Genomic DNA, 22,992 nt, shown 5'->3' on the forward strand with positions numbered 1-22,992 from the left:
ACTGACAATCGCGGAGGGCTGTCGCATTCCGGCAACATGCCCTTCACGAAACGCCCTCCACAATGGGGAACCATGATCCGTTTCGAGCACGTCACCAAGCGGTACGCCGATGGCACCACCGCCGTCGACGACCTTTCCTTCGAGGTCGCCGAGGGTGAACTGGTCACGCTCGTCGGACCTTCCGGATGCGGCAAGACGACCACCATGAAGATGGTGAACCGGCTGATCGAACCGACCGAGGGCGGGATATTCCTCGACGGGGACGACATATCCACCATCGACCCCGTCCGACTGCGCCGCCGCATCGGCTATGTGATCCAGCAGGTGGGACTCTTCCCGCACAGGACGGTGCTGGAGAACACCGCGACCGTTCCCCATCTGCTGGGCTGGAAGCGCGGAAAGGGACGCGAACGCGCCGCCGAACTCCTCGACCTCGTCGGACTCGATCCGTCCGTTTATGGTGACCGCTATCCGGAACAGCTTTCCGGCGGTCAGCGCCAACGCGTCGGTGTGGCCCGCGCATTGGCCGCAGATCCGCCCGTTCTCCTGATGGACGAGCCTTTCGGGGCGGTCGACCCGGTCGTCCGCGAACGCCTCCAGAACGAATTCCTGAAACTCCAGGCCCAGGTCCGTAAGACCGTGCTGTTCGTCACGCACGACATCGAGGAGGCCGTCCGCCTCGGCGACCGCATCGCCGTCTACGGGCAGGGCCGCATCGAGCAGTTCGACTCCCCGGCCACCGTGCTCGGCGCCCCCGCCACCCCGTACGTGGCCGACTTCGTCGGCGCGGACCGCGGGCTGAAGCGGCTCTCGGTGACGCCCATCGAGGAGAGCGACCTCGACCAGCCGCCGGTCGTCCACCTCGACGACCCGCTGGCCGCGGCCACCGAACGGCTCAGGGCCGAGGGCGCGCGCTGGGCGGTCGTCCTGGACGGCCGGGACAACCTGCACGGCTGGATCCCCGCCGACGCGACCGCCGCGACCGCGAAGGGCACCGTCCGCGAGCACGCCCGCCGGATGGAGTCCTGGCTGCCGCTCGGCGCACCCCTCAAGCAGGCGTTCGCCACCATGCTCCAGCACGACGCGGGGTGGATCGCGGTCATCGACAAGGAGAGCGAGGGCCGCTTCCTCGGCGTGCTGACCCCGGCCCGGCTGCACGAGGCCCTGCGCCGCTCGATCGACGCCGACGCCCAGGACGTACCGCGCGCGGAGGTCGCGGTGGAGACGGTGGCGAGCATCACCACCGCATGAGGGGCCCTGGCCGGTTCAGCCCTCGCCGAGCCGGGCGCTCAGCCACTCCAGGGCCGGCGGGATCTCCCGCCGCCAGGTCGTGAAGTTGTGCCCGCCGCTGTCGAGCACGATGGACGACACCTTCGCGGGCTCCTTCACCTTCTCGATGAACTTCATCGTGCTCCCGAGGTTGTCCTCGCCCTGCCGGGACGTCGTCACCAGGAACGAACCGCCGGACGGCGGCCGGTTCTCCAGGGTCCACAGCAGGTCCGCGCGGTCGCGCAGCTCCTGCCTCCCGTGGAACAGATCGCCTGTCGTCGGGTCCTCGGCGGCCTTGTAGTACGCGGAGAGCCCGGCGCTCGCCGCGTACCGGTCCGGGTGGTGCAGCCCGATCTTCAACGCGCAGTAGCCGCCGGTGGAGTTGCCGATGATGCCCCAGTCGCGGGCCTCCTTCCCGACCCGGTAGGACCCCGTGATCGCCTCCGGGAGGTCCTTCGCGAAGAACGTCTCGGTCTGTGGGCCCCCGGGGATGTCCACGCACTCGGTGTCCCGGGGCGGCGCGACCGTCGGCCGCAGCATCACCAGGACCATCGGCCGGGCCTTCCCCGCCTTCACCAGGTCATGCGCGGTCTGCGGGTAGCGCAGCCCCTTCAGCAGGTTCTCCGCCGTGCCCGGGTAGCCGGTGAGGACCACGGCCGCCGGGAACGTCCGCCCGGCGTGCGCGCCGTGGAAGTACTCCGGCGGCAGATAGACGTATGCCGGGGAGTCGATGCCCGACCTGCGCCCCGAGATCACCACCTTGTCGATCCGCCCGCCGACGGAGGGCACCCGCCCGCCCGGCACGTCCGGGTGCTGGGTGCCGACGCGCGCCATGTTCCGGGAGCCGGCCGCGCCCGCCTCCCCGTCCGCGTGATCGGTGACGACGCCCAGCTCCTGCTTCTGCCCGAAGAGGTCGGCCCAGGAACCGTAGAAGAGGAAGGCGTTGTTGGCCGCCAGGCCCACCGCGGCGAACAGCGTCAGCTGGGTCGCCAGCAGCAGCCCGATCCGGCCCGACACCGCGGCCGCGCCGGGCCGGGCCAGCCGCGGCCAGAACCGGACCGTGGCGGCGAACAGTGCGACGGCCAGCGCCGCCACGACCGCCAGAACTGCTGTGCTGGTGAGACCCATGAGTGAGCTTTCTCCGAGACCTTGACCTTGACCGGGGCCGGGCGACCGCCCAACCGGGGGGGCCGGGCGGCCGACGAACCGGGGGCCGGCCGACCGGAAGCGGGTAAATTTCCGGAATGCGGGTGAACCCTGGCCCACCGGCCCACGTCCTAAAGGGCGCACATCGTCCGCCGGGCCCGGCCCGCGGACGGACCCAAGAGAATCTCTCGCGAAGCCACGGGAAACGATGTCTGTCACGCTAGATGGGGATAAGTCGGTATCGGTTCCGCGCCGGACGCGGGCGATGCGCGGCGTACGCCGGGTGCTGCGCGGCCCGCGGCCCGCGGCCGTACCGGCCCTCGTCGGTACCGCCTGCACCGTCGTCGGGCTGATCGACGTCACCGCCGGGGTCTTCCCCCGCTTCCGGCACAGCCGGATGCACACCCTCGCCGAAGTGCTCCCCGGGGCGCTCGGCCCGTTCGCCGCCGCCCTCTCGCTCAGCGCGGGCATGCTGCTGCTCCTGCTCGCCCACGGGCTGAAGCGGCACAAGCGGCGGGCCTGGCGGGCGGCGGTGGTCCTGCTGCCCGTGGGGGCCGCGGCCCAGTTCGCGTACCGCCACTCGGTCATCGGGGTGCTCGTCTCGCTGACGCTCTGCTGGCTGCTGGTGCGCCACCGCGACCAGTTCCGGGCGCTGCCCGACCCGCGCAGCCGCTGGCGGGCGCTCGCCAACTTCGTGCTGCTCGGCGCCGGTTCGCTGGGGCTCGGGCTGATCATCGTCAGCGTCCACCCCGGCCGGGTCGTCGGCGACCCGTCCATCGCCGACCGCCTCCAGCACGTGCTGTACGGCCTGTTCGGCGTCGAGGGCCCCGTCGACTACGCGGGGAGCACCAGCTGGACCGTGGCGTACTCGCTGGGCGCGCTCGGCCTGCTGACCGCCGTCACCACCGTCTATCTCGCCTTCCGCCCCGAACACCCGGCGGCCCGCCTCACCGAGGACGACGAGAGCCGGCTGCGGGAGCTGCTGGAGCGGCACGGCGGCCGGGACTCGCTCGGCCACTTCGCGCTCCGCCGCGACAAGGCCGTCGTCTTCTCCCCCAGCGGCAAGGCGGCCGTCTGCTACCGGGTCGTCTCCGGGGTGATGCTGGCCGGCGGCGACCCCATCGGCGATGTGGAGGCCTGGCCGGGCGCGATCGAGCGCTTCATGGACGAGGCCCGGGCGCACTCCTGGACACCGGCCGTGATGGGGTGCAGCGAGACCGGCGGCCAGGTCTGGACCCGCGAGACCGGGCTCACCGCCCTGGAGCTGGGCGACGAAGCGGTGGTCGACGTGGCGGATTTCTCCCTCGCCGGACGGGCCATGCGGAACGTGCGGCAGATGGTCAAGCGCATCGAACGCGGCGGCTACGAGACCCGGGTCCGGCGGGCGCGTGACATCGGCGACGCCGAACTGGACCGGATCCGCCGCGCCGCCGCCGACTGGCGCGGCACCGACACCGAACGCGGCTTCTCCATGGCGCTCGGCCGGATCGGCGACCCGGCCGACGGCGACTGCGTGATCGCCACCGCCCATCTGCCCGGCTCCGGTGCGGAGGACTCCCCGGGCGGCGACCTGAAGGCCGTACTCCACTTCGTACCGTGGGGGCGGGACGGGATGTCCCTGGAGCTGATGCGGCGCGACCGCTCGGCCGACCCCGGCATGAACGAGCTCCTGATCGTCGCCTCCCTCCAGGCCGCCGGGAAGCTCGGCGTCGAGCGGGTCTCGCTGAACTTCGCGATGTTCCGCTCGGCGCTGGCCCGCGGCGAGCGGCTCGGCGCGGGACCGGTGCTGCGCTGCTGGCGCGGGCTGCTGATCTTCCTCTCGCGCTGGTTCCAGATCGAGTCGCTGTACAAGTTCAACGCCAAGTTCAAGCCCCGCTGGGAGCCCCGCTTCGTGGTCTTCCGCACCAGCCGGGACCTGCCCCGCATCGGGATCGCGGCGATGCGCGCGGAGGGCTTCGTGAACCTCTCGCTGCCCCGCCCGTTCCGGCCGCGCGCACCCCGCCCCTGCGGTCACACCGCGCGTTCCCGCCCGGAGCACGAGGTGAGCGCGGCGTGAGCCGTCGTACGGCGGCCACGGCGGGTCCGGCACGCCCTAGTCTGGTCGTATGAGTACGTCACGCACGCGGGGCACGGTCCGAGGGCTGCCGGAGTGGGACCGCTGCGCGGTCATGGGGGTCGTCAACGTGACGCCCGACTCCTTCTCCGACGGCGGCCGCTGGTTCGACACCACCGCCGCGGTCAAACACGGCCTGCACCTGGTGTCCGAGGGCGCGGACCTGGTGGACGTGGGCGGCGAGTCGACCCGCCCCGGCGCCAGCCGGGTGGACGAGGACGAGGAGCTGCGCCGGGTGATCCCGGTCGTGCGCGGCCTGGCGTCCGAGGGCGTCACCGTCTCCGTGGACACCATGCGCGCCCGCGTCGCCGAGCGGGCCGTCGCCGCCGGGGCCGCCCTGGTCAACGACGTCAGCGGCGGCCTCGCCGACCCGGACATGATCCCGGCCGTCGCCGCCGCCGAGGTCCCGTTCGTCGTGATGCACTGGCGCGGCTTCAGCGAGTCGATGAACAGCCGCGCGGTGTACGGGGACGTCGTCGCCGAGGTCCTCGACGAGCTGCGGCGGCGGATGGACGCGGTGATCGCGGGCGGGGTCGCCCCGGAACGCGTCGTGATCGACCCCGGCCTCGGCTTCGCGAAGGACGCCGCCCACGACCTGACGCTCGTCGCGCACCTGGCCGAGCTGCACGCCCTGGGCCGCCCGCTGCTGGTGGCCGCCTCCCGCAAGCGTTTCCTCGGCCATGTCCTGGCCGGCCCGGGCAGCTCCCCGCCGCCCGCCCGCGAACGCGACGCGGCCACCGCCGCCGTCTCCGCCCTGTCCGCGCAGGCCGGCGCCTGGGCGGTCCGGGTCCACGAGGTGCGGGCCACCGCCGACGCGGTCCGCGTCGCCCGCGCGGTCGAGGGAGCCGCGTGAACGAGGAGCACGCACAGGCCGCCGCCGACATCGCGGAGGTCGAGGCGGCCAACACCGCCTACTACGAGGCGCTGGAACGCGGCGACCACGAGGACCTGTCCGCCCGCTGGCTGCCCGGCGAGGACCTCACCGTCTCCTGCGTCCACCCCGGCTGGCCGGTGCTCACGGGGCGGGGCGAGGTGCTGCGCAGCTACGCCCTGATCATGGCGAACACCGAGTACATCCAGTTCTTCCTGACCGACGTCAACATCGCGATGACCGGCGACACCGCCCTGGTCACCTGCACCGAGAACATCCTCAGCGGCGGCCCCGCCGAGGAGGGCAACGCGCTGGGCCCGCTGGTGGGCCAGCTGGTCGTCGCGACGAACGTGTTCCGGCGCACCGACGACGGCTGGAAGCTCTGGTCCCACCACGGGTCGCCCGTCCTCACGGAGTCCGACGAGGACGACGAGGAGCCGTCGTCCTGAGCCGTCCTCCTGGCCGGACGAGGTGGTGCGGAGATCAGCCGCGAAGCGCTGGGGCGCCCGGCCACGCGGCGCATGTGATGAAGACCGGGTTCACTCGCACAGGTGCGCCGCTCGTCCGGCGGGTATCACCCCTGTGGGGCCCCGTCCGTGGCCCCCCGCGGGGCAACCCTGTCGGTGCGCGCGGGTAGATTCGAAAGAAGCGTCCCGCCGCCCGCACGCGGCCGGGTGCCTCTCGACCAACGACAGCAGGAGTGATTCGCGTGGATCGTGTCGCGCTGCGCGGCCTCAAGGCCCGTGGGCACCACGGCGTCTTCCCCCGGGAGCGGGAAGAGGGCCAGACCTTCATCGTCGACCTGGTGCTCGGCCTCGACACCCGCCCCGCGGCAGCCGCCGACGACCTGGCCCGCACCGTGCACTACGGCGTGGTGGCCGAGGAGGTCGTCGACGTGGTGACGGGCGAACCGGTGGATCTGATCGAGACGCTCGCCGAGCGCATCGCCCAGCAGTGCCTGAAGCACGAAGGCGTCCAGGAGGTCGAGGTCGTGGTGCACAAGCCGGACGCTCCGATCACCGTCCCCTTCGACGACGTGACCATCACCATCACCCGGAGCCGAGCATGACTGCATTTTCCACCGAAGGGCAGAGCGACCCGACCGTACAGCCGGTTCCGACCGCCGTCGTCCGGCAGGTGGACGCCGCCGACGTCACGCTCTCCAACCCCAAGATGGCCGTGATCTCCCTCGGCTCCAACCTGGGCAACCGCCTGGAGACGCTCCAGGGGGCCGTCGACGCCCTGGAGGACACCCCGGGCCTGCGGGTCAAGGCCGTCTCCCCGGTGTACGAGACGGAGCCCTGGGGCGTCGAGGCGGACAGCCAGCCGTCGTACTTCAACGCGGTCATCCTCGTGAAGACGACGCTGCCCCCCGCCTCCCTGCTGGAGCGCGGCCAGGCCGTCGAGGAGGCCTTCGACCGGGTCCGCGAGGAGCGCTGGGGCCCGCGGACCATCGACGTCGACATCGTGTCGTACGCCGACGTCCTCTCCGACGACCCGGTGCTCACGCTCCCCCACCCGCGCGCCCACGAGCGGGCCTTCGTCCTCGCCCCCTGGCACGACATGGACCCCGAGGCCCAGCTGCCCGGCGCGGGGCCGGTGGCCCAGCTCCTCGCGCAGGTCGGCCGCGACAGCGTGCTGCCCCGCGCCGACCTGGAACTGCGCCTGCCGGAGTAATCGTTAGGCTCGACGGACGGTGGTCCGGCGCACGGCCGGACCGGGCACAGGCGGCGCGAAGGGCGGCTCACTCGGTGAAGCAACTACGGCTCGGGGTACTGGCGGGCCTCTTCGCCGCCGCCGGTGTCCTCTCCTGGGGCGGGGCCCGCCTCTGGGACTCCTTCGGCACCCTGCCGAGCGTCCCGCTGGCCGCGTCGATCGTGCTCGCCGTGATCGCGGTGATCCTCCTCGCGACCGCCCTCTCCACCCGCACCCGCCTCCGCGCCCAACGCGAACGCCGCCCCGGCGCCAAGGGCGTCGAGCCCCTGTTCGCGGCCCGCGCGGTCGTCTTCGGCCAGGCCAGCGCCCTGGTCGCCGCCCTGGTCGCCGGAGTCTACGGCGGCACCGGCGTCTTCCTCCTGAGCTACCTGGACATCCCGCCCCGCCGCGACCAGGCCATCTACGCGGGCGCGGCGGTCATCGCCGGCATCGGCGTCATCGCGGCAGCCCTCTTCCTGGAACGCGTCTGCCGCCTCCCGGAGGACGGCAACGACCACGACGGCACGGGCACGGCGGCGGCGTAACGCACGAGAGGGGCCCGGCTGCCGCGCGTCCGCGGCAGCCGGGCCCCTCTCGCATACTCCTGGGCGTCAGCTCGCCATGATGAGGCTCATCGCCTCGGCGCGGGTCGCGGGGTCGCGGAGCTGGCCGCGCACCGCGGAGGTCAGGGTCTTCGCGCCCGGCTTGCGGATCCCGCGCATCGACATGCACATGTGCTCGCACTCGACGACGACGATGACGCCGCGCGGCTCCAGGATCGACATGAGGGACTCGGCGACCTGGGTCGTCAGCCGCTCCTGGACCTGCGGGCGGCGGGCGTAGACGTCGACCAGCCGGGCCAGCTTGGACAGGCCGGTGATCTTGCCGGTGGAGGCGGGGATGTAGCCGACGTGCGCGACGCCCCTGAACGGCACCAGGTGATGTTCACAGGTCGAGAACACCTCGATGTCCTTGACCAGCACCATCTCGTCGTGACCCAGGTCGAACGTGGTCGTCAGGACGTCCTCGGGCTGCTGGTACAGGCCCGCGAATATCTCCTTGTACGCCCGCGCCACCCGCCCCGGCGTCTCCCGCAAGCCCTCGCGGTCCGGGTCCTCGCCGACGGCGAGGAGCAGTTCGCGTACGGCTGCCTCGGCCCGCTTCTCGTCGAATTCGCCGATCGAACCCTGGCCGTCCAGCGTCACCGGGTCGGTCATCTGTGCCTCGTTCCTCTGTGCTGTCCGATGCGCGGATTGCGCTCGGACCTCGCAGGCATACGGAAAAGCCGCGCCCCCACAGGCTAGAACCTGGGGGGCGCGGCGTGCATTCCGGGACCGGTGCGGCGGCCCGTGACGGGCGTCTCACCTGGCGTGGAGCGCGGACTAGCCGTTGTTGTCCGGACGGTCCTCGGGGATCGTCTCGGTGGACGGGGCGATGTCCTTGGTCAGGTCCGCCGTCGGGGCGATCTCCGGCGGGGTGGCCGAGCCGTTGGCGCTGCCGTTGGTGAGGGCCAGTTCCTTGGGCGAGAGGACCGGGGGGCGCGTCGACGGGGTGCGTCGGGCGGAACCGGTCCAGGCCGGGCGGGCGGGGCGCTTGACGATGGGGGCGAAGATCTCGGCGATCTCGTCCTTGCCGAGCGTCTCCTTCTCCAGCAGTTCGAGCACCAGGGCGTCGAGGATGTCGCGGTTCTCGACGAGGATCTCCCACGCGTCGTTGTGGGCGGTCTCGATGAGCTTCTTGACCTCCTCGTCGACCAGGGCCGCGACCTCTTCCGAGTAGTCGCGCTGGTGGCCCATCTCGCGGCCCAGGAAGGGCTCCGAGTTGTCGCCACCGAACTTGATCGCGCCGAGACGCTCCGTCATGCCGTACTGCGTGACCATCGCGCGGGCCGTCGCCGTGGCCTTCTCGATGTCGTTCGCCGCACCGGTCGTCGGGTCGTGGAAGACCAGCTCCTCGGCCGCGCGCCCGCCCAGCATGTACGCCAGCTGGTCGAGCATCTCGTTGCGGGTCGTGGAGTACTTGTCCTCCTCCGGGAGCACCATCGTGTAACCGAGGGCGCGGCCGCGGGAGAGGATCGTGATCTTGTGGACCGGGTCCGACTGGGGGGAGGCCGCCGCGACCAGGGCGTGTCCGCCCTCGTGGTACGCGGTGATCTTCTTCTCCTTCTCGGACATGATCCGGGTCCGCTTCTGCGGGCCCGCCACGACACGGTCGATCGCCTCGTCGAGGCTCTCGTTGTCGATGAGCTTCTTGTCGCTGCGCGCCGTCAGGAGCGCCGCTTCGTTGAGCACGTTCGACAGGTCGGCGCCGGTGAAGCCGGGCGTGCGCCGGGCGACGGCGCCGAGGTCGACGCCCTCCGCGACGGGCTTGCCCTTCTGGTGCACCTTGAGGATCTCCAGGCGGCCCTGCATGTCGGGGCGGTCGACCGCGATCTGCCGGTCGAAGCGGCCCGGGCGCAGGAGCGCCGGGTCGAGGATGTCCGGGCGGTTCGTGGCGGCGATCAGGATGACGCCGCCCTTCACGTCGAACCCGTCCATCTCGACGAGCAGCTGGTTGAGCGTCTGCTCGCGCTCGTCGTGGCCGCCGCCCATGCCGGCGCCGCGGTGGCGGCCGACGGCGTCGATCTCGTCGACGAAGACGATCGCCGGGGCGTTCGCCTTGGCCTGCTCGAAGAGGTCGCGCACGCGGGAGGCGCCGACACCGACGAACATCTCGACGAAGTCGGAACCGGAGATCGAGTAGAACGGGACGCCCGCCTCGCCGGCGACGGCGCGGGCGAGCAGCGTCTTGCCCGTACCGGGCGGGCCGTAGAGCAGGACGCCCTTGGGGATCTTGGCGCCGACGGCCTGGAACTTCGCCGGCTCCTGGAGGAACTCCTTGATCTCGTGGAGCTCCTCGACGGCCTCGTCGGACCCCGCCACGTCCGCGAAGGTCGTCTTGGGGGTGTCCTTGGTGATCAGCTTGGCCTTGGACTTGCCGAACTGCATGACCTTGGAACCGCCGCCCTGCATCTGATTCATCAGAAACAGGAAGACGACCACGATGAGGACGAAGGGCAGCAGCGAGAGGAGGATCGAGACGAACGGGGACTGCTTCGACGGCGAGACGGTGTAACCCTTCTCGATGTCACCCGCCTCGAACTTCGTCTGCAGCGTGTCGGCGAGCTCGACGCCCTGGTTGCCGATGTAGCTCGCCTGGAACTTGCTGCCGGACTCGCCTTCGAGCTTCTGGCCGTCCTTCAGTTCGATCTTGAGGATTTGTTCGTCACCGGTGGTCAGCTTGGCCTGCTCCACCTGGTCCTTGCTGATCGCCTGGATCACCTTGCCGGTGTCCACCGTCTTGTAGCCGCCCGACGAGCCGACGACCTGCATCAACACGACCACGGCGAGGACGGCCAGCACGATCCACATGACCGGCCCACGGAAGTATCGCTTCACGTCCATCCATACGGAGCGAAGACGCCCCGTCCCTCCTGCCCGTAGGTAAATGCTGCTGTTTGAAAAGAGTGTTCTTCGGACGGTACCTCAGCATGGGCACCAGCGACCGCTGGGTGCAGCGGAGAAACCTGCTTTCGAAGCTCCAACGGCCCGGAGGCGGTGAGGGTTCCCCGGTGGCCTGCCCGGCGGTCAGCCGCCGTAGACGTGCGGGGCCAGCGTGCCGACGAAGGGCAGGTTGCGGTACTTCTCCGCGTAGTCCAGCCCGTAGCCGACGACGAACTCGTTGGGGATGTCGAAACCGATCCACTTCACATCGATCGCGACCTTTGCGGCATCCGGCTTGCGGAGCAGGGTGCAGACCTCCAGCGAGGCCGGTTCCCGGGAGCCCAGGTTGGACAGCAGCCAGGACAGCGTCAGTCCGGAGTCGATGATGTCCTCGACGATCAGGACGTGCTTGCCCTTGATGTCGGTGTCGAGGTCCTTGAGGATCCGCACGACGCCGGAGGACTGGGTGCCCGCCCCGTACGAGGAGACGGCCATCCAGTCCATCGTGACGGGGGTGGACAGCGCGCGCGCCAGGTCCGCCATGACCATCACCGCGCCCTTGAGGACGCCGACGATCAGCAGGTCCTTGCCCGCGTACTCCGCGTCGATCTTCGCGGCCAGCTCGACGAGCTTCGCGTCGATCTCTTCCTTGGTGAGGAGCACCGACTGAAGGTCGGTACCCATGTCCTTCTCGTTCACCCACGTCTCTTTCTGTGCTGCCGACGCCCTGGCCCGCCGGTCCGGGGTGCCCGGGCCGGCGGCGGTTCGTCTGCACTTCAGCCGCTCGCGCGTCAGCTCTGCCGAATGACCAGTCTGCCACCCTGCCGCAGCGCCTCGACGCGGCCGGGCAGGTTGATGGCCCGCTGGCCATGCCACCCGGTGATCAGGCGGTCGACTTCTTCGAGGTGCCGGGCGAAGAGGGAGCCGGCGGGCGCCCCGGCCTCGATCAGGGCGCGGCGCAGCACCCGGCGGCGTACGGCGGGGGGCAGGGCGTAGAGCCCCGCGCACTCCAGGCGGCCGGTCTCGTCGCGTACGGACAGCTCGGCCTCGGCGGCCCAGGTGTCCAGGGCGTCGGCGTCGTCGCGGGAGAGCTGGGCGGTACGGGCGAGGGCTTCGACGACGCCTTTGCCGAGCGCCTTCTCCAGGGCGGGCAGCCCTTCGTGGCGGAGCCGGGAGCGGGTGTAGGCGGGGTCGATGTTGTGCGGGTCGTCCCAGACGGGGATCGACTGGACCAGGCAGGCCTTGCGGGCGGTCTGCCGGTCGAGCTGGAGGAAGGGGCGGCGGTAGCGGCCGGCCGGTCCGGAGGCGGCGGCCATGCCGGAGAGCGAGCGGATGCCGGAGCCGCGGGCGAGGCCGAGGAGGACGGTCTCGGCCTGGTCGTCGCGGGTGTGGCCGAGCAGGACGGCGGCGGCGCCGTGCCGTTCGGCGGCGGCGTCCAGCGCGGCGTAGCGGGCGTCGCGGGCGGCGGCCTCGGGGCCGCCCTCGCGTCCGACGTGCACGGCGACGGCCTCGACGGGGTCGAGGTCCATGGCGGTGAGCCGGGTGACGACCTCGGCGGCGCGGAGGCCGGAGCCCGGCTGGAGGTTGTGGTCGACGGTGATGCCGCCGGCCCGGACGTCGAGCTTGCGGGCCTCGAAGGCGAGCGCGGAGGCGAGCGCCATGGAGTCGGCGCCGCCGGAGCAGGCGACGAGGACGAGGGGGGTGCCGGGCCGTTCGGGGAGGGCGGTGCGGGGGCCGGCCGCGGTGCCGGCTTCGGCGTAGGGGGAGCGGGCGGCGTGCGCGGGGCGCCCGGCCGCTTCGGCGGGCCGGTCGTGGCCGGCGTTCCGCTGGAATTCGGTGATGACGTCGTGGAGTACGCGGCGGACCGCCAGGCGTATCGCCGCGACCGCAGGATGGGGACCCATGTCCGGTGCCCTTCGTGGAGTTCGGGAGGAGCGTCGAGCGCCGGAACGCGTGAGTCCCGTCACTCAGAGTGCGTCGATGGTGACAGAGGCAAGCTGTTCATCGAGCATTGCACGCCTTCCCGGGCCTCCATGGTCCCTCGGATGGGTGATTGGGGGGCGAATATCGGTCCCTCGGGACGGTCCGGGGCGCCGGACGGTCAGGATTCGGCCTTACGGTGCACGCGCGCGACCCAGTCGGCGGGCTTGGCGATCTCGGCCTTGGTCGGGAGGGTGTTGGGCGAGGTCCAGACGCGGTTGAAGCCGTCCATGCCGACCTCGTCGACGACCGACCGTACGAACTTCTCGCCGTCCTTGTACTGGCGGAGCTTGGCGTCGAGGCCGAGGAGCTTGCGCAGGGCCTGGTCGAGGCGGCCGGCTCCCTGGGCGCGGCGCTGCTGGAACTTCTCGCGGATCTCGGAGACGGAGCCGACGACGTCGGGGCCGACGCCGTCCATGACGTAGTCCGCGTGTCCTTCGAGGAGGGACATGACGGCGGTGAGGCGGCCGAGGACCTCGCGCTGGGCGGGGGTCTGGACGATGTCGACGAGGCTGCGGCCGTCGCTCTCGCCCTGTTCGCCCTCGGGGCGGCCGCCGGAGAGGGACTGGGCGGCCTCGCGGAGGCGTTCCAGGAAGGTCGTGGGGTCGACGTCGGTCTCGTCGAGGAACGTCTGGATCTCGCCCTGGAGGTGGTCGCGGAGCCAGGGCACGCCGGTGAACTGGGTGCGGTGGGTCTCCTCGTGGAGGGCGACCCAGAGCCGGAAGTCGTGCGGGTCGACGTCCAGCTCGCGTTCGACGTGGACGATGTTGGGGGCGACGAGGAGGAGCCGGCCGCCGCCGTTCGCGGAGGCGGGGAGCTCTCGGGTGGCGGGGGCGAACGTCTCGTACTGGCCGAGCACCCGGGAGGCGAGGAACGAGAGCAGCATGCCCAGCTCGACGCCGGTGACCTTGCCGCCGACCGCGCCGAGGACGGCGCCGCCGGGTCCGCCGGAGCGGCGGCTCTCCATCTTGGCGAGCAGGGGCTGGAGGAGTTCGCGGAAGCCGGCGACGTTGGCCTTGACCCAGCCGGGGCGGTCGACGACGAGGACGGGGGTGTCCTCGGGTTCGGTGCCTTCGGGGATCATCCGGGTGAAGAGCCGGACGTGTTCCTCGGAGGCCTTGGCGTGCCGCCGGAGCTCCGCGACGACGGCGCGGGCCTCCTCGCGGCTGATGTCGGGCCCGGGCCGTACGAGCCGGGTCGCGGTCGCCACCGCGAGATTCCAGTCGACCATCTGGGCACCACCGATGCTCGTCATGCGTCAACCGTACGTGAGCCTGTCGTCCCTTGGTGGGGTGTTGCGGGGCTCTTCGGGTACGGCGACGGCTCAGCCGCCCGTTCCGGCGAGTGCGGTGGCCAGGGCGTCCAGGACGGGTTCGGCCTCGGTCGCTTTGAGGCTGCCGGAGGCGAGGAAGGCGAAGGCGAGCAGGCGGCCCCGGCGGTCGACGACGGTGCCGGCGAGGGAGTTGACGCCCAGGAGGGTGCCGGTCTTGGCGCGGATCAGGCCGGTGCCTTCGGCGTCGGGTGCGTAGCGGCCGCCGAGGGTGCCGCTGAAGCCGGCGATCGGGAGGCCGGTGAGGACCGGGCGGAGTCCGGGGCGTTCCGGGTCGGCGGCGCGGGCGAGGAGCGCGGTGAGGAGGGCGGGGGTGACCCGGTCCGCGCGGTCCAGGCCGCTGCCGTCGGCGAAGTGGGCGCCGGCCACCGGGACCTTGAGTTTCTTCAGCTCGTTGGTGACGGCGCGCCGGGCCCCGGCGAAGGAGGCCTTCTCACCCTTGGCGATGGCGGTCTGCCGGGCGAGGGCCTCGGCGATGTCGTTGTCGCTGTTGGTGAGGGTGCGTTCGACGAGGGCGGCGAGCGGGGCCGAGCGGTGGGTGGCGACGGTGCGGGCGTCGTCGGCCGCGCGGGCCTCGCGGGGGGCGCCGGTGACCTCGACGCCCGCCTTCTTCAGGGCGGCGGCGAAGGTGCGGGCGGCGTCGCCCGCGGGGCCCTTGCTGCGCTTGGCGGGGCCGCGGTCCGTGTCGTCGAGGCGGCCCTCGTTGACCATGAGGGCGGTGACGGGTGCGATGTTGTCGTTGGGGCTGATCGGGTGGAGCACGGGGCCGGTGTAGCGGGAGATGTCGTACGTGAGCCGTACGGACTCCTTGTCGTCCTCGCGCAGGGCGTCGGCGGTGTCGGCGGCCATCGTGCGCAGGGCCGCCTCGCTGAGCGTGGGGTCGCCGCCGCCGACGAGGGTGAGGGTGCGGGAGTCGGGGGACAGCGCGGCGGTGGTCTCGATGCGGTGGTCGGTGCCGAGGACGGAGAGGGCCGCGGCGGCGGTGGCGATCTTGATGGTGGAGGCCGGGGTCATCGGGGTCGTGGCGCCCTGCCCGTACAGCTGCTCGCCGGTGGCGGTGTCGATGACGGACGCCGCGACCTTGTCCCCGAGCCCGGGCTCGCCGATGAGCGGGGCGAGGGTGTCGCGGAGCGCGGCGGGGTCCTGGGGGGCGTCGTGGGTGGTGGTGCCGAGGGCGGGCAGGACGGCCGGGGCGCTGGGGGCCGGGCGGGGGCCGTCGGGCGTCGGGCGGCCGTGATGTGCGCCACCTGTGCGGTCACCGGCGGCTGCGAGTGCCCGCTCGGCCTTACGCTGACCGTTGTCCCAGGGGCCGGCGGCGAGGACGGCGCCGGCGGCGACGACCAGGCCGAGCGCTGCGGAGCCTGCGATCACCTGCCAGGTGTACGCCCCGTTGCGCTTCTTCGTCAGGATCTTCGGCCCGCCCCACGGGCCCGAGGGGCGCATCGACGGTTCTTCCACCTGCTCGGCCACCGCTGACCAGCCCCTTTCGCGAGCACACTTCTGCGTGGGGGACACTTAATCACCAGTCGTATGTGTTGATCATGGAGGAGCCACCCGTGGAGTTCGACGTCACCATCGAGATCCCGAAGGGTTCGCGGAACAAGTACGAGGTGGACCACGAGACCGGTCGGATCCGCCTGGACCGTCGACTCTTCACCTCGACCAGCTACCCGGCCGACTACGGCTTCGTCGAGAACACCCTCGGCGAGGACGGCGACCCGCTGGACGCGCTGGTCATCCTGGACGAGCCGACCTTCCCCGGTTGCCTCATCAAGTGCCGCGCCATCGGCATGTTCCGGATGACCGACGAGGCGGGCGGCGACGACAAGCTGCTCTGCGTCCCGGCGTCCGACCCGCGCGTGGAGCACCTGCGCGACATCCACCACGTGTCGGAGTTCGACCGCCTGGAGATCCAGCACTTCTTCGAGGTCTACAAGGACCTGGAGCCGGGCAAGTCCGTCGAGGGCGCCGACTGGGTCGGCCGCGCCGAGGCGGAGGCCGAGATCGAGGCCTCCTACAAGCGTCTTGAGGCGCAGGGCGGCGCGCACTGACGTCCCTCTTCCGGTTCCGTTTGTGAGCCGGACGGCCGTCTTCGAACGGGCGGTACACCTTCGCGGGTGTGCCGCCCGTTTCGCTGTCCGCACTTCCGCGCGTGCGGGGCCCATGCCGGTGGCCATACTGGGCACACGTGCGGCGGGGTGACCCCCAGTGACGTGCAGTCGAGCAGGAACGAGGTCGAGTGGTGGCGGAACCGGGCGGTCCTGAGGACCAGAAGCCCCAGTCCGACGAGGCGCGGAGCGCTTTCGTCCCGCCCGCCGGGACGATGCATCCGGTGCCGCCGCCCGAGGAGGACCATCCGACGTCGGAGTTCGCGCTCCCGACCGGGGTGCAGCCGGAACCGAACGGTCCGGCCGGCCAGGGCGGCGGCTCCGGGGGCGGTTCGAACTCCGACACGCTGAGTTCCGCTTTCACGCCGCCGAGCACGTACCGGGCCCAGCAGTCGCCGCCCGCCTTCACCCCGGCGCAGGGCATTCCGATGGTCAAGCTGACCAAGGAGGCGCCCTGGCAGGACCGGATGCGCACGATGCTGCGGATGCCGGTGACCGAGCGTCCGGCGGCCGAGTCGATCCAGCGCACCGACGACGACACGGGTCCGGCCGTGCCGCGCGTGCTCGACCTGACGCTGCGTATCGGGGAGCTGCTGCTGGCAGGCGGCGAGGGGGCCGAGGACGTCGAGGCGGCGATGTTCGCGGTGACCCGGTCCTACGGCCTGGACCGCAGCGAGCCGACGGTCACGTTCACCCTGCTGTCCATCTCGCACCAGCCGTCGCTGGTCGACGACCCGGTGACCGCGAGCCGTACCGTACGCCGCCGGGGCACCGACTACACGCGTCTCGCGGCGGTGTTCCGGCTGGTCGACGACATCACCAGCGTGGACACCGAGGTGTCGCTGGAGGAGGCCTACCGGCGGCTCGCGGAGATCCGCCGTAACCGTCACCCGTACCCGGGCTGGGTGCTGACGGCGGCCGCCGGGCTGCTGGCCGGCTCGGCATCCGTACTGGTCGGCGGCGGGTTCCTGGTGTTCGTCGTGGCGGCGGCGGGCGCGATGCTCGGCGACCGGCTGGCGTGGCTGTGCGCCGGGCGCGGGCTGCCGGAGTTCTACCAGTTCACGGTGGCCGCGATGCCGCCCGCCGCGATGGGGGTGGCGCTGACGCTGACCCACTCGACGGACATCCGCCCGTCCGCGGTGATCACCGGTGGGCTGTTCGCGCTGCTGCCGGGGCGGGCGCTGGTGGCGGGCGTGCAGGACGGGCTGACCGGCTACTACATCACCGCCTCGGCCCGGCTGCTCGAAGTCATGTACTTCTTCATCGGGATCGTCGCGGGCGTGCTGATCGTCCTGTACCTGGGGCTCCAGCTGGGGGCGCAGCTCAATCCCGAGGCCCGGTTCACGCCGTACAACGAGCCGGTGGTCCAGATCCTGGCGTCGATGGCGCTGAGCCTGGCCTTCGCCGTACTGCTCCAGCAGGAGCGGTCGACCGTGCTGGCGGTCACCCTGAACGGCGGCGTCGCCTGGATCGTCTTCGGGGCGATGGCCCGGACCGGGAACATCTCGCCGGTCGCGGCGACGGCGGTGGCGGCCGGGCTGGTGGGCCTGTTCGGCCAGCTGTTCTCGCGCTACCGGTTCCACTCCTCCCTGCCGTACATCACGGCGGCGATCGGGCCGCTGCTGCCCGGTTCGGCGACGTACTTCGGTCTGCTGGGCGTGGCGCAGAACGAGCTGGTCACCGGGCTCACCTCGCTGTCGACGGCGGCGGCGACGGCGCTGGCCATCGCGATCGGGGTGAATCTGGGGAGCGAGATCTCGCGGCTGTTCATGGGGGTGCCGGGCGCGATCGGCGGGGCGGGCCGCCGGGCGGCGAAGCGGACGAGGGGGTTCTGAGCCGGGTGGCGTTGTCGTACGTACGACAGCGCCGCCGCCCCGTCGTGCGTACGGCAACGCCCCACCCCGGGGCTTCCGGAGTGGGGCGGTTCTCTGCTCGTGTACGGCTCCGGGTCAGCGCTTGGCGTGGCGGCCGCGCTGGCCGGAGGAGGGGCCGTTGCCGCCCGCCGGGGGGTGGCCGGAGCCGTCGCCCGCCTCGGCCGCGGCGGCCTTCTTGCCCTGGCTGCGGGCCCGCAGCACCTCGATCACGATCGGCACGACGGAGATGAGCACGATCAGGATGAGGATCATCTCGATGTGCTCGTGCACGAAGTCGATCTTGCCGAGGAGGGCTCCGAGCACGGTGACGCCGACGCCCCAGAGGATCGCGCCGACGATGTTGTACGTGATGAAGGAGCGGTAGTTCATCCGGCTGACGCCCGCGATGATCGGCGTGAACGTCCGCACGATGGGCACGAAGCGCGCCAGGACCAGGGACTTCGGGCCGTGCTTCTCGAAGAACTCGTGGGCCTTCTCCACGTTCTCCTGCTTGAAGAGGCGGGAGTCGGGGCGCTTGAAGAGGGCCGGGCCGACCTTGCGGCCGAAGAGATACCCCACCTGGTCGCCGACGATCGCGGCGACGGCGATCAGCGTGCAGACCAGCCAGAGCGGGTACTTCAGCTGTCCCGTGGTCACCAGCAGACCCGTCGTGAACAGCAGCGAGTCGCCGGGCAGGAAGAACCCGATCAGGAGGCCGGACTCGGCGAAGACGATGAGGAGCAGGCCGGGGAGCCCGAACGTGTTGAGCAGATAGTCCGGGTCCAGCCAGCTCGGTCCGAGCGCAAGCGTATTCAAGGGTCCGGGCTCCAGGATGAGGGGTGCGATGGCGGCTCTGTGGCCGCCCCAAGCTATCAACGCCCGATGAGCGCCCGTGGTTCCAGTGGCGTACAGCGGGAATGCGCATCCTACGAAGCGGCCCGAAGCTGATCACAGGAGGTGCCACCAACATGGGCATTGAGGAATTCGGCGGCGGCCAGACGGCCCAGGCGGATGTGCTGGTCGTCACGACGAACGACGTACCCGGCTACCAGGTGACCCAGGTCATCGGCGAGGTCTTCGGGCTGACCGTGCGGTCGCGTCACCTCGGCAGCCAGATCGGGGCCGGGCTGAAGTCGATGATCGGCGGCGAGCTGAAGGGGCTGACCAAGACGCTGGTCGAGACCCGTAACCAGGCGATGGAGCGGCTGGTGGAGCAGGCGCGGGCGCGGGGCGCCAACGCGGTCCTGATGATGCGCTTCGACGTGACCGAGGCGGCGGACGTGGGCACGGAGGTCTGCGCGTACGGGACGGCGGCGGTGATCAGCAAGGTGTGACGCGGGGCCGAGCGGGCGGCGCGGTGTGACGTTGCGGCTGGGGACTCCGGGCCGCGCGGGGTGATGCGGAACCGGCCGGGCCGCCCGGGGGTGACGCGGTGCCGGTAGTGCCGCCCGGTGTGACGCGGCGGAGGCCGGCCGGTCTTGGGCTTTATGTGTGTTTTGTCGCTCTAGGGTGGGCCGGTGGACCCCGAATCCCCCGCGCCCCCGCCCGCTCCCCCGCAGCCGCCCGGCACCCCGGCCCGGCGGCTGCTGCCGCTCGTGCTGCCCGCGATCGCCGTCGGCGTCGTCTGCGCGCTGATCCTGCTCGGGGTGAGCCTGCTGGCGGAGCAGCTCCAGGACGCGCTCTGGGAGACCCTGCCCGACGCGCTCGGGGTGGGGCGGTTCTCCTCGCTGTGGATGGTCGCGATGCTCACCGCGACCGGGCTCGCGGTGGGGCTCGTCCTGCGGACCGTGCCCGGTCACGGCGGGCCCGATCCGGCCACCACCGGGCTGGTCGACGCCCCGATGCGGCCCGGCATCGTGCCCGGGCTGCTCCTCGTGACCGCCCTGGCGCTGGCGGGCGGGGTGAGCCTCGGGCCGGAGAACCCGATCACCGCCGCCAACGTCGCCCTGGCCTTCTGGCTGGGCCGCCGGTTCGCGCCCGGCGCCCCGGGCGAGGTGTGGGTGGCGCTCGCGGCGGCCGGGACGATCGGGGCGCTGTTCGGTACGCCGGTCGCCGCCGCGCTGATCCTCTCCGAGGTGCTGGCCTCGCAGCCGGGCCCGGGGGCGTTCTGGGACCGGCTGTTCGCCCCGCTCGCGGCCGGTACGGCGGGCGCGCTGACCATGTCGCTGATCGCGGAGCCGAGCTTCGACCTCTCCCTCCCCGCGTACGCCGGACCGCACTGGGGCGACCTGCTCTCCGCCCTGCTGATCGCCTCGGCGGGCGCGCTCCTCGGGCTGCTCGCGGTGTACGCGTTCCCGGTGGCGCACCGGGTCTTCGCGGCGCTGCGGCATCCGGTGCTCGCCCTGACGGTGGGCGGTCTCGTGCTGGGGCTGCTGGGCGCGCTGGGCGGCCATCTCACTCTGTTCAAGGGGCTCGACGAGGTGAAGACGCTCGCCGGGGACCCGGACGGGTGGTCGGCCGGGGAGTTCGCGGGGATGGCGATCGTGAAGATGGCCGCCCTCGTGATCGCGGCGACGTGCGGCTTCCGGGGCGGCCGGATCTTCCCGGCGGTGTTCGCCGGGGTGTCGCTCGGGCTGTGCGCCCATGCGCTGGTGGACGCGGTGCCGCCGTCGCTCGCGGTGTCCTGCGCGGTGCTGGGCGTGCTGCTCGCCGTCACCCGGCAGGGCTGGGTGAGCCTGTTCACGGCGGCGGCGATGGTCGGCGACGCGGCGGTGCTGCCGCTGCTGTGCGCGGCGACCCTGCCCGCGTGGCTACTGGTCACGGGGCGGGCCCAGATGCAGCTGGACGGGGACGGGAAGCCGCTGCGGTGAGCGGGGGCCGTACGAAGCGGCCGCGGTGAGCCGCGGCCGGGAAGCCGCTGCGGTGAGCCGGTTGGCGGCGTACGAAAGCGCCTCGGCGAGCGGCAGCCGTACGCCGTCACGGGGAAGGCCCCGTCCGGCGCGCCGGACACACTGAACCTCCGTATCGTCTGTTTCGTACGCTTTTGCTCCGCCCCGTACCGATTCCGCTTCGACGGAGGTCCCCCGCATGCCCACGCCCGTCAACGTCGCCGTCGTCTATTACTCCTCCACCGGCACCATCGCCAGGATCGCGAAGGCGATGGCCGAGGACGCCGAGCGGGCCGGGGCGCGGGTGCGGCTGCGCCGGGCGGCGGAGCTCGCCCCGCAGGCGGCCATCGACTCCAACCCGGCGTGGGCGGAGAACGTGAAGGCGACCGCGGACATCCCCGAGGTCTCGCCGGACGACATGGTCTGGGCGGACGCGGTGATCTTCGGTACGCCGACCCGGTTCGGGAACGTCACCGCGCAGCTGAAGCAGTTCCTCGACACGCTCGGCGGGCTGTGGCAGTCGGGGCAGCTCGCCGACAAGGTCTACAGCGGCTTCACCTCCACGGCCACCGCCCACGGCGGCCAGGAGTCCACGCTGCTCGCGCTGTACAACACGATCCATCACTTCGGCGGCATCCTCGTCACCCCCGGGTACACCGACCCCACGAAGTTCGTCGACGGCAACCCGTACGGCACCTCGCACATCGCCGGGCAGGGCGACCTCCCGGTCGGCGAGCAGACGCTCACCGCCGCCCGCGTGCAGGCCGAGCGGGTCGTGAAGTTCACCCGGGCCATCAAGGCGGGCCTGGCCGCCGAGAACTGACCTCACACACGGACGCGCACCGACCCCGTCGGCCGACAGAAGGGCTCCCCCACCATGCCGCTCCACCGCGGTGCCCACCCGGACCAGGACGAGCCCTCCGACGAGCGGCGCAGGCTGGCCCTGAATCCGTTCTTCGGCGAGGCGGACCCGACGGCCGCGATGAACACCGCGCCGCCCCGGCACCGGCTGCCCGACGGGCCGATCCCGCCGCTGACGGCGTACCGGCTGGTCCATGACGAGCTGATGCTCGACGGCAACTCCCGGCTCAACCTGGCCACGTTCGTCACCACCTGGATGGAGCCGCAGGCCGGCGTCCTGATGAGCGAGTGCCGGGACAAGAACATGATCGACAAGGACGAGTACCCGCGCACCGCCGAGCTGGAGCGGCGCTGTGTGGCGATGCTCGCCGACCTGTGGAACGCGCCCGATCCGGCGGCGGCCGTGGGGTGTTCGACCACCGGGTCGAGCGAGGCGTGCATGCTCGCGGGGCTCGCCCTGAAGCGGCGCTGGGCGAAGCGGAACGCGGACCGCTATCCGGCGACGGCACGGCCCAATCTGGTGATGGGCGTCAATGTGCAGGTCTGCTGGGAGAAGTTCTGCAACTTCTGGGAGGTGGAGGCCCGGCAGGTCCCGATGGAGGGCGGGCGCTTCCACATCGACCCGCAGGCCGCCGCCGAACTCTGCGACGAGAACACCATCGGGGTCGTCGGCATCCTCGGCTCCACCTTCGACGGGTCCTACGAGCCGATCGCCGACCTCTGCGCGGCTCTGGACGCCCTCCAGGAACGTACCGGCCTCGATATCCCCGTCCATGTGGACGGTGCGTCCGGCGCGATGGTGGCGCCCTTCCTCGACCCGGACCTCGTGTGGGACTTCCGGCTGCCGCGGGTGGCGTCGATCAACACCTCGGGCCACAAGTACGGCCTGGTCTATCCGGGGGTCGGCTGGGCGCTGTGGCGTACGTCGGACGAGTTGCCGGAGGAGCTGGTGTTCCGGGTCAACTACCTGGGCGGCGACATGCCGACGTTCGCCCTGAACTTCTCCCGGCCCGGGGCGCAGGTGGTCGCGCAGTACTACACGTTCCTGCGCCTCGGGCGCGACGGCTACCGGGCGGTCCAGCAGGCCTCCCGGGACGTGGCCTGCGGGCTCGCCCGCGCGGTGGAGGACCTCGGCGACTTCCAACTCCTGACCCGCGGAGACCAGTTGCCGGTGTTCGCGTTCACGACGACCGCCGAGGTCCACACGTACGACGTCTTCGACGTGTCGCGCCGGCTGCGGGAGCGCGGCTGGCTGGTGCCCGCGTACACCTTCCCCGCCAACCGGCAGGATCTGTCGGTGCTGCGGGTGGTGTGCCGCAACGGCTTCTCCTCCGACCTGGCGGATCTGCTGGTCGAGGACCTGAAGCTGTTCCTGCCCGAACTGCGGGCGCAGAAGCACCCGGTGAGCCATGACCGGAAGGCCCCGACGGCCTTCCACCACTGAGGCGGCTCGCCG

At 71.8% G+C, this 22,992-nt stretch carries 21 protein-coding genes; 13 read left to right on the forward strand and 8 right to left on the reverse strand.

The features are described 5' to 3' along the window. Positions 1 to 72: 72 nt before the first annotated feature. Complete coding sequence (locus tag A3Q37_RS17365; RefSeq protein ID WP_065485406.1) at positions 73 to 1,251, forward strand: ABC transporter ATP-binding protein; 1,179 nt, start codon at positions 73 to 75, stop codon at positions 1,249 to 1,251. A 15-nt stretch (positions 1,252 to 1,266) separates the two neighbouring features. On the opposite strand, the gene A3Q37_RS17370 is transcribed toward A3Q37_RS17365, so the two are convergent. Beyond that, positions 1,267 to 2,397 carry an esterase family protein gene (locus A3Q37_RS17370; protein WP_065485409.1) on the reverse strand — a complete coding sequence of 377 codons (1,131 nt, stop codon included), beginning with the start codon at positions 2,395 to 2,397 and terminating at the stop codon, positions 1,267 to 1,269. 226 nt (positions 2,398 to 2,623) lie between these two features. Here A3Q37_RS17370 and A3Q37_RS17375 point away from each other — a divergent pair, with 226 nt between their 5' ends. From A3Q37_RS17375 to A3Q37_RS17400, 6 genes are all read left to right on the forward strand, one after another. Continuing rightward, positions 2,624 to 4,471, forward strand: a complete 1,848-nt coding sequence (locus tag A3Q37_RS17375; protein ID WP_065485415.1) for a phosphatidylglycerol lysyltransferase domain-containing protein — start codon at positions 2,624 to 2,626, stop codon at positions 4,469 to 4,471. Between the two features lie 112 nt (positions 4,472 to 4,583). Beyond that, positions 4,584 to 5,381 (forward strand): dihydropteroate synthase, encoded by a 798-nt coding sequence (gene folP / locus A3Q37_RS17380; RefSeq protein WP_065485419.1) that lies wholly within the window; start codon positions 4,584 to 4,586, stop codon positions 5,379 to 5,381. Beyond that, the gene (locus A3Q37_RS17385; RefSeq protein ID WP_065485423.1) at positions 5,378 to 5,848 is read left to right on the forward strand and encodes a nuclear transport factor 2 family protein; all 471 of its coding nucleotides are present in this window, start codon (positions 5,378 to 5,380) and stop codon (positions 5,846 to 5,848) included. Before folP ends, A3Q37_RS17385 begins: the two co-directional genes overlap by 4 nt. 260 nt (positions 5,849 to 6,108) lie before the next feature. Then, a complete protein-coding gene (folB, locus tag A3Q37_RS17390) occupies positions 6,109 to 6,468 on the forward strand; it encodes a dihydroneopterin aldolase (RefSeq protein ID WP_010063731.1) in 360 nt (119 codons plus the stop codon). Continuing rightward, entirely contained in the window at positions 6,465 to 7,076 is a 612-nt protein-coding gene (gene folK / locus A3Q37_RS17395; protein ID WP_065485425.1) for a 2-amino-4-hydroxy-6-hydroxymethyldihydropteridine diphosphokinase, read from the forward strand. The genes folB and folK overlap by 4 nt, the downstream gene beginning before the upstream one ends. Before the next feature lie 74 nt (positions 7,077 to 7,150). After that, entirely contained in the window at positions 7,151 to 7,639 is a 489-nt protein-coding gene (locus A3Q37_RS17400; protein WP_006125532.1) for a DUF3180 domain-containing protein, read from the forward strand. Between the two features lie 66 nt (positions 7,640 to 7,705). Here the strand turns inward: A3Q37_RS17400 and folE are convergent, their stop codons facing one another. The 6 genes from folE to dacB form a co-directional block, all read right to left on the reverse strand. Beyond that, on the reverse strand, positions 7,706 to 8,311 hold the full coding sequence (folE, locus tag A3Q37_RS17405) for a GTP cyclohydrolase I FolE (RefSeq protein ID WP_065485427.1): 606 nt from the start codon (positions 8,309 to 8,311) through the stop codon (positions 7,706 to 7,708). Between the two features lie 165 nt (positions 8,312 to 8,476). Then, entirely contained in the window at positions 8,477 to 10,537 is a 2,061-nt protein-coding gene (gene ftsH, locus A3Q37_RS17410) for an ATP-dependent zinc metalloprotease FtsH (protein ID WP_065485429.1), read from the reverse strand. Positions 10,538 to 10,720: 183 nt separating this feature from the next. After that, a complete protein-coding gene (gene hpt, locus A3Q37_RS17415; protein WP_003968263.1) occupies positions 10,721 to 11,260 on the reverse strand; it encodes a hypoxanthine phosphoribosyltransferase in 540 nt (179 codons plus the stop codon). A gap of 107 nt (positions 11,261 to 11,367) precedes the next feature. Continuing rightward, positions 11,368 to 12,480: a tRNA lysidine(34) synthetase TilS gene (tilS, locus tag A3Q37_RS17420; protein WP_065485431.1), complete on the reverse strand. Its 1,113-nt coding sequence runs from the start codon at positions 12,478 to 12,480 to the stop codon at positions 11,368 to 11,370. A 197-nt stretch (positions 12,481 to 12,677) separates the two neighbouring features. Continuing rightward, the gene (locus A3Q37_RS17425; protein ID WP_065485433.1) at positions 12,678 to 13,811 is read right to left on the reverse strand and encodes a zinc-dependent metalloprotease; all 1,134 of its coding nucleotides are present in this window, start codon (positions 13,809 to 13,811) and stop codon (positions 12,678 to 12,680) included. A 69-nt stretch (positions 13,812 to 13,880) separates the two neighbouring features. Further along, positions 13,881 to 15,356 carry a D-alanyl-D-alanine carboxypeptidase/D-alanyl-D-alanine-endopeptidase gene (dacB, locus tag A3Q37_RS17430; RefSeq protein ID WP_255311838.1) on the reverse strand — a complete coding sequence of 492 codons (1,476 nt, stop codon included), beginning with the start codon at positions 15,354 to 15,356 and terminating at the stop codon, positions 13,881 to 13,883. Positions 15,357 to 15,442: 86 nt separating this feature from the next. On the opposite strand from dacB, the gene A3Q37_RS17435 reads away from it, so the two are divergent. Both A3Q37_RS17435 and A3Q37_RS17440 read left to right on the forward strand, forming a co-directional pair. Further along, a complete protein-coding gene (locus A3Q37_RS17435) occupies positions 15,443 to 15,937 on the forward strand; it encodes an inorganic diphosphatase (RefSeq protein WP_003968257.1) in 495 nt (164 codons plus the stop codon). Between the two features lie 188 nt (positions 15,938 to 16,125). Continuing rightward, positions 16,126 to 17,829, forward strand: coding sequence for a threonine/serine exporter ThrE family protein (locus tag A3Q37_RS17440; protein ID WP_065485436.1), 1,704 nt, complete (start codon positions 16,126 to 16,128; stop codon positions 17,827 to 17,829). A 114-nt stretch (positions 17,830 to 17,943) separates the two neighbouring features. On the opposite strand, the gene A3Q37_RS17445 is transcribed toward A3Q37_RS17440, so the two are convergent. Continuing rightward, the gene (locus tag A3Q37_RS17445) at positions 17,944 to 18,663 is read right to left on the reverse strand and encodes a DedA family protein (RefSeq protein WP_065485437.1); all 720 of its coding nucleotides are present in this window, start codon (positions 18,661 to 18,663) and stop codon (positions 17,944 to 17,946) included. 152 nt (positions 18,664 to 18,815) lie between these two features. Between A3Q37_RS17445 and A3Q37_RS17450 the strand changes: the two genes are divergently transcribed. From A3Q37_RS17450 to A3Q37_RS17465, 4 genes are all read left to right on the forward strand, one after another. Continuing rightward, complete coding sequence (locus A3Q37_RS17450; RefSeq protein WP_019762066.1) at positions 18,816 to 19,181, forward strand: YbjQ family protein; 366 nt, start codon at positions 18,816 to 18,818, stop codon at positions 19,179 to 19,181. A gap of 183 nt (positions 19,182 to 19,364) precedes the next feature. Then, on the forward strand, positions 19,365 to 20,657 hold the full coding sequence (locus tag A3Q37_RS17455; protein WP_065485440.1) for an ion channel protein: 1,293 nt from the start codon (positions 19,365 to 19,367) through the stop codon (positions 20,655 to 20,657). A 217-nt stretch (positions 20,658 to 20,874) separates the two neighbouring features. Next, on the forward strand, positions 20,875 to 21,498 hold the full coding sequence (gene wrbA / locus A3Q37_RS17460) for an NAD(P)H:quinone oxidoreductase (RefSeq protein ID WP_065485445.1): 624 nt from the start codon (positions 20,875 to 20,877) through the stop codon (positions 21,496 to 21,498). Between the two features lie 54 nt (positions 21,499 to 21,552). Further along, positions 21,553 to 22,980, forward strand: a complete 1,428-nt coding sequence (locus A3Q37_RS17465; protein ID WP_065485448.1) for a glutamate decarboxylase — start codon at positions 21,553 to 21,555, stop codon at positions 22,978 to 22,980. Positions 22,981 to 22,992: the final 12 nt, after the last annotated feature.

The organism is Streptomyces sp. PTY087I2 (genome assembly GCF_001687325.1).
Classification (GTDB): Bacteria; Actinomycetota; Actinomycetes; order Streptomycetales; family Streptomycetaceae; genus Streptomyces.